At 72.7% G+C, this 6,060-nt stretch carries 5 protein-coding genes; 2 read left to right on the top strand and 3 right to left on the bottom strand.

From position 1 onward, the window contains the following. Nucleotides 1-138: 138 nt before the first annotated feature. Entirely contained in the window at nucleotides 139-2,328 is a 2,190-nt protein-coding gene (gene helR / locus ACIRB1_RS27805; RefSeq protein WP_403467388.1) for an RNA polymerase recycling motor ATPase HelR, read from the bottom strand. Between the two features lie 83 nt (nucleotides 2,329-2,411). Then, a complete protein-coding gene (locus ACIRB1_RS27800) occupies nucleotides 2,412-3,653 on the bottom strand; it encodes a glycosyltransferase (RefSeq protein WP_403467387.1) in 1,242 nt (413 codons plus the stop codon). A gap of 259 nt (nucleotides 3,654-3,912) precedes the next feature. On the opposite strand from ACIRB1_RS27800, the gene ACIRB1_RS27795 reads away from it, so the two are divergent. Next, on the top strand, nucleotides 3,913-4,338 hold the full coding sequence (locus ACIRB1_RS27795) for a YciI family protein (protein WP_403467386.1): 426 nt from the start codon (nucleotides 3,913-3,915) through the stop codon (nucleotides 4,336-4,338). After that, entirely contained in the window at nucleotides 4,335-5,480 is a 1,146-nt protein-coding gene (locus ACIRB1_RS27790) for an RNA polymerase sigma factor (RefSeq protein WP_403467385.1), read from the top strand. The genes ACIRB1_RS27795 and ACIRB1_RS27790 overlap by 4 nt, the downstream gene beginning before the upstream one ends. A gap of 24 nt (nucleotides 5,481-5,504) precedes the next feature. Here the strand turns inward: ACIRB1_RS27790 and cynS are convergent, their stop codons facing one another. Then, the gene (cynS, locus tag ACIRB1_RS27785; protein WP_403467384.1) at nucleotides 5,505-5,951 is read right to left on the bottom strand and encodes a cyanase; all 447 of its coding nucleotides are present in this window, start codon (nucleotides 5,949-5,951) and stop codon (nucleotides 5,505-5,507) included. Between the last annotated feature and the right edge of the window lie 109 nt (nucleotides 5,952-6,060).

The following is a 6,060-nucleotide window of genomic DNA, read 5'->3' as shown; positions in this document are numbered from 1 at the left end:
CGGCCCGGTGGTAGACCCCCCCCGGGTGGGGGGCGCCCCACCGGCGGCCCCTCACCTCCCTGTCCCCCCCCCCGCGCGGGGGGGGGGCCCGGGGGGGGGGGGGGGGGGGGGCCCCCCCCCCCCGCCCCCCACCCCGGCTTACGCGCTCGTGAGCACGACCAGCTGCTGGGTCGCCCGGGTCATCGCCACATAGTGGTCGACAGCTCCTTCGATGCCCTCGCCGAACTCCTCCGGGTCGACGAGCACGACCAGGTCGAACTCAAGTCCCTTGGACAGCACGGGAGTCAGCGCCCGGACGCGTGGCCTCGCCCGGAAGATGTCCCGGTCCAGGTCGGCCGTGGCGATGACACAGCCGATCCCGTCCGCGTGCTCGGCGAGCCAGCCGTCGAGGACCGACTCCAGGTCGGAGGCGGACCCGTGGGCGACGGGGATGCCGCTGCCGCGGATCGACGTCGGCACGTTGGCGTCCGGAAGCACGGCGCGGATGACCGGCTCGGCCTCCGTCATGATCTCTTCCGGGGTGCGGTAGTTGATGGTCAGGGACGCGAGGTCGATCCGGTCGAGGCCGATCCGCTTCAGCCGTTCCTGCCACGACTCGGTGAAGCCGTGCCGGGCCTGGGCGCGGTCGCCGACGATGGTGAAGCTCCGGGACGGGCAGCGCAGCAGGAGCATCTGCCACTCCGCGTCGGTGAGTTCCTGGGCCTCGTCCACGACGATGTGCGCGAACGGCCCGGCGAGCAGGTCGGGTTCGATGCCGGGCTGCGCGGCCTCGTCGATGAGGGCGTCCCGCAGGTCCTGCCCGTACAGCATGCCCATCGCGCCCTCGCTCTCGTCGATCTCGACGTTCTGGAGCAGGCTGTCGATGACGTCGGTCCTGCGGGAGTGCTCGGCGGCGACGGCGGCTTCCTGCCGGCGCTTGCGGCGCGCCGACTCCGGGTCGCCGAGCCGCTGCCGGGCCGCGTCGAGCAGCGGCAGGTCGGACACCGTCCAGGCCTGGGCGTCCGCGCGCTGCAACCGCTGGACCTCCTCACGGCTGAGCGAGGGGGCGCACTTGCGCAGATAGGCCGGTACGGTCCACAGGTCGCCGACGAGGTCGGCCGCCTCCAGCAGCGGCCAGGCGCGGTTGAAGGCGGTGAGGAGTTCCCGGTTCTGCCGCAGGGACCTGCGGAGCAGTTCGGGCGAGACCTGGCCGTCCGGTGCCGCGGCGCTGTCGTCGTGCTTCTCCATGAGGATCGCGAGCAGTTCCTGCCAGACCTGCTCGCGTGCCTCGTTGTGCGGGGTGCCGGGTTCGGCCGCCTCGAACGCGACGGCCCAGTCCTCGGCGGTCAGCCGGATGTCGGACCAGTGTGTGGTGACCGTCATGCCCTTGGTGGGCGGCTCCTCGTAGAACCTGACGGCGGGCTCGATCGCCCGCACCAGGTGCACGGACGACTTCAGGCGGGCCACCTCCGGGTCGGCCTCGACGGTCGCGGCGGCGCCCTCGTCGACGAGATCCCGCAGGATGCAGGTCCGCACGCCCTCCTCGCCGAGGCTGGGGAGGACGTCGGCGACGTAGTCCAGGTAGGGCCGGTGCGGGCCCACGAAGAGCACGCCTCCCCTGCGATGGCCGAGGCGCGGGTCGGCGTAGAGGAGGTAGGCGGAGCGGTGCAGGGCGACGACGGTCTTGCCGGTGCCGGGGCCGCCGTCGACGACGAGCGCGCCGCGTGATCCGGCGCGGATGATGGCGTCCTGGTCGGCCTGGATGGTGCCCAGCACGTCGCGCATCCGGCCGGAGCGGTTGCCGCCGAGGCTGGCGATGAACGCGGACTGGTCGTCGAGCGCGGCGTGCCCGGCGAAGCCGTCGGCGGTGAACACCTCGTCCCAGTAGTCGCTGATCCGGCCGCGCGTCCAGCGGTACCTGCGGCGGCTCGCCAGGCCCATCGGGCGGGCGTGCGTGGCCCCGAAGAACGGCTCGGCCGCGGGGGAACGCCAGTCGAGCAGCAGCCGTCGGCCGGTGCGGTCGGTCAGGCCGAGCCGCCCGATGTAGACGGGCTCGGCCGTCTCCTCGTCGACCATGTGGCCCAGGCACAGGTCAAGGCCGAAGCGGCGCAGGGTGCGCAGCCGGGTGGTGAGCCGGTGGACCTCCGTGTCCCGGTCCATCGCCGCCCGGCCGATGCCGCCCGGCGCCCTGCGCTCGGCGTCGAGGAGCCCGGTCAGCTCCGCGATCGACTCCTCCAGGCACTCGGCGATCGCCGCGAAGTGCCGCTCGTCGCCGGCGATCAGCGCCGGGTCGGCCTTGGCGGAGAGACGGTCGGGGAGGTCGAAGGCGCTGGTGGTCAGGGGGTTCACGGCATCAATTCCGTTCTGCGGTCGCTCGCGGCGGGGCGTGCGGACCGGTGTGTGCGGGTTCTCGTGTTCTGTGTCCGGCCTGTTCACGCGCGCGTGGAGGGCCTTTCCTCGCCGACCGTGTCGAGGAGCATCTTCGCGGCCACTGTCGTCCCGTCGGTGCGGAACGTGCCGTCCGCTGACAGCGCCCGCGCCCGCGCCCGGGTCCCGGGGTCCAGGACGGTGGTGAGCGCGGCCGACAGGGAGTCGTACGTGGGCGTCGGCCCGGCGTGCGCGACGCCGATGCCCAGGTCGGCCACTCCTGCCGCCCAGTATGGCTGGTCGGCGATCTGTGGCACGACCAGCTGCGGTACCCCGGCCAGCGCGGCGGTCGTCGTGGTGCCCGCCCCGCCGTGGTGCATGACGGCGGCGACGCGCCGGAAGAGCGCCTGCTGGTTGACCTCCCCTACGACGAAGCAGTCGTCCCGGTCGTCGATGGCGGCCAGGTCCGCCCAGCCCCGGGCGAGCAGCACCCGGCGCCCCTGGGCGCGGACGGCCTCGATGGCGACCCGGGCGAGGTCCGGCGAGGTGCGCAGCGCCATGCTGCCGAAGCCGACGTAGACCGGCTCCTCGCCGGCGTCCAGGAAGGTCTCCAGGCCGGCCGGGAGCGGGCGCTCGTCGGGCAGGATCCAGGGTCCGGTCACCACGACGTCGAGGTCGGTGTGGTCCGGCCAGGGGAACAGCACCGGGTCGGCCGCCAGCCACGGCCGCTCGGTGAAGACGTAGTCCCGCACGTTGTCCACGGGCGGCAGGCCGATCTCCGCCCGGTGCCGGTTCTCCGCCTCGCCGTACAGGGCGTTCACGCGCTGGGCGTCCTGCTCCCACAGGGCCTTGATGTCGGTCTCCTCCGGCGAGGAGGCGTGGCCCGGCCGGGAGAGCGGCGGGTAGATCGAGGAGGGCAGTCCCGCCGTGTGGAAGCAGGCGAGCACATAGCGGATGCCGAGTTTCTCGGCGACCGAGCGGGCTCCGGCGGGCATCAGTCCGGTGGCCAGCAGCACGTCGCAGCCCTCGGCGGCCTTGGTGAGGGTCTCGTAGCGGGCGGCGACCAGTTCGGGGGCGAGTTCGAAGGCCCGCGCCGCCGACGGCGGCTTCGCGCCGTTCACCACGGACCGCACCGAGGGGCCGAGCGGTGTCAGCGGCACACCGGCCCGGGCCAGCAGCTCGACGAACTCCTCGTCGGGCGGCGCGCACACCCGCACCTCCGCGCCGAGTTCCAGCAGACGCGACGCGAGTCCGGCGAGCGGTTCGACATCCCCGCGCGATCCCCACGTCGTCAACAACACACGCATTCGAGACTCCCGTTTCCGCAGGTCGTGGCCTCAGGCCGGACATTCTGCGGCACGACGGGGGCCTTGCCGCAAGCCCCCCGGTGCGCTATACGTTAAGAAGGGAGGAGGAGTGCGCACACGCCTCCCTTTCCGCCCTCCCCCTCTCCCCGCGAAACTTCCGGCACATCGATCCGCCGCGGATGTCGAGAACCCGCGCCCGGCTCCGTCCCCGAGGTGAATGCGACCACAATGGATCGCATCGGCACCGAGGAGAACGACGATGGCCAAGTACCTGCTCCTGAAGCACTACCGCGGCGCCCCCGCCTCCGTGAACGACATCCCCATGGACCAGTGGACGCCCGAGGAGATCTCCGCCCACATCCAGTACATGAACGACTTCGCGGCCCGGCTGGAGAAGACCGGCGAGTTCGTCGACAGCCAGGCGCTCTCCCCCGAGGGGACCTTCGTCCGCTACGACGGTGAGGGCCGCCCGCCGGTCACCGACGGTCCGTTCGCCGAGACCAAGGACGTCATCGCCGGCTGGATGGTGATCGACGTCGACACCTACGAGCGCGCGCTGGAGCTGGCCGGCGAGCTGTCGGCCGCGCCCGGGGCCGGTGGCCGGCCGATCCACGAGTGGCTGGAGCTGCGCCCGTTCCTGGGCCTGCACTCCACCGTCTCGGACACGGAGTGCGCTTTCAAGTGAACGAGGTCCTGCTGCGGAGCCTCACGCCGAGCGTCCTCGGCGTCCTCGTCCGGCGCGGAGCGGATTTCGCGGCGGCCGAGGACGCCGTGCAGGACGCGCTGGTCGAGGCGGTCCGGGTGTGGCCGGACGATCCGCCGCGGGACGCGAAGGCCTGGCTGGTCACGGTGGCATGGCGCCGGTTCCTCGACGCGGCGCGGGCGGACAGTGCCCGGCGTCGACGTGAGGACCGTGTCGAGGAGGAACCGGCGCCCGGTCCCGCGTCCGCGACGGACGACACGCTGCGGCTCTACTTCCTGTGCGCGCACCCGTCGTTGACGCCGTCGTCGGCGGTCGCGCTCACCCTGCGCGCGGTCGGCGGGCTCACCACGCGGCAGATCGCGCAGGCCTATCTGGTGCCCGAGGCGACGATGGCGCAGCGGATCAGCCGGGCCAAGCGCACCGTCTCCGGGGTGCGGTTCGACCAGCCCGGCGATGTCGCGACCGTGCTGCGCGTGCTCTACCTGGTGTTCAACGAAGGCTACTCGGGCGATGTCGACCTCGCCGCCGAGGCGATCCGGCTCACCCGGCAGCTCGCCGCCGCGATCGATCACCCCGAGGTCGCGGGCCTGCTCGCGCTGATGCTGCTGCACCACGCCCGGCGCGCCGCCCGGACCGCGCCGGACGGCAGCCTGGTGCCGCTCGCCGAGCAGGACCGCGCCCGGTGGGACACGTCGGCGATCGCCGAAGGCGTCACGATCCTCCAAGTCGCCCTGGCCCGTGACCGGTTGGGCGAGTTCCAGGCACAGGCCGCGATCGCCGCGCTGCACGCGGACGCGCCCACCGCCGAGGAGACGGACTGGGTGCAGATCGTCGAGTGGTACGACGAACTCGCGCGCCTGACCGACAACCCGGTGGTCCGCCTCAACCGCGCGGTCGCCGTGGGCGAGGCCGACGGCCCCCGCGCGGGCCTCGCGGCGCTCGCGCCCCTGGACGACTCGCTGCCCCGTCATACGGCGGTGGCGGCCTACCTGCACGAACGCGACGGGGACCTGAGGACGGCGGTCCGGCTGTACGCGGAGGCGGCCCTGAAGGCGCCCAACCTCGCCGAGCGCGACCATCTGACCCGGCAGGCGGCCCGGCTCAACTCCGCCCGGAGCCGCTGAGCCTCCCGTCGCACCCGGGCACGGTCACTCCCACTGGTACGGAAGGTACTTGCCGTCGAGGGTGATGACGACCCGGTCACCGGCCGGGTCGGGCACACGGCTCACGTCCAGACGGAAGTTGATGGCGCTCATGATGCCGTCGCCGCACTGCTCGTGGATCAGTTCCTTGATGGTGGGGCCGTAGACCTGGACGACCTCGTAGAGCCGGTAGATCGTCGGGTCCACCGGTACGGCGGCGTCCAACGCGCCCCGGGTGGGCTGGAGTTGGAAGGCGAGGGCGGCGTCCTCACCGAGTTCCAGGAGGGCGGCGGCGGTCGCCGCCTCGTCCTTGGACATGGGGTGCTGACCCAGCAGGGCCGCCGTGGTCCACGCGAGCGGCCGGCCCACGGCCTCCGCCAACTGGGCCCATGTGACACCGGTCTTGACCTTGGCCCGACGGACCGCTTCGCCGGCTTCACCCTTGCTGAGCATGGACAACTCCGTTCCCGGACAACATGCTTGGCCACTCGACGCTCAGCGTAGGAGATCGCCCAGGCCGCGACAATGGTGCCGTCCCGCACCAAGTGGGGCCGTACGACTG

Source organism: Streptomyces sp. NPDC096013 (assembly GCF_044763565.1).
Lineage (GTDB): Bacteria > Actinomycetota > Actinomycetes > Streptomycetales > Streptomycetaceae > Streptomyces.
Note: the sequence above shows the minus strand (reverse complement) of the source record. Positions and strands in the feature narration are given on the sequence as shown.

Coding starts and splice junctions, on each gene's coding strand:
- ACIRB1_RS27795 (WP_403467386.1), top strand. CDS start 3,913: ATGGCCAAGTACCTGCTCCTGAAGCACTACCGCGGCGCCCCCGCCTCC.
- cynS (WP_403467384.1), bottom strand. CDS start 5,951: ATGCTCAGCAAGGGTGAAGCCGGCGAAGCGGTCCGTCGGGCCAAGGTC.
- ACIRB1_RS27800 (WP_403467387.1), bottom strand. CDS start 3,653: ATGCGTGTGTTGTTGACGACGTGGGGATCGCGCGGGGATGTCGAACCG.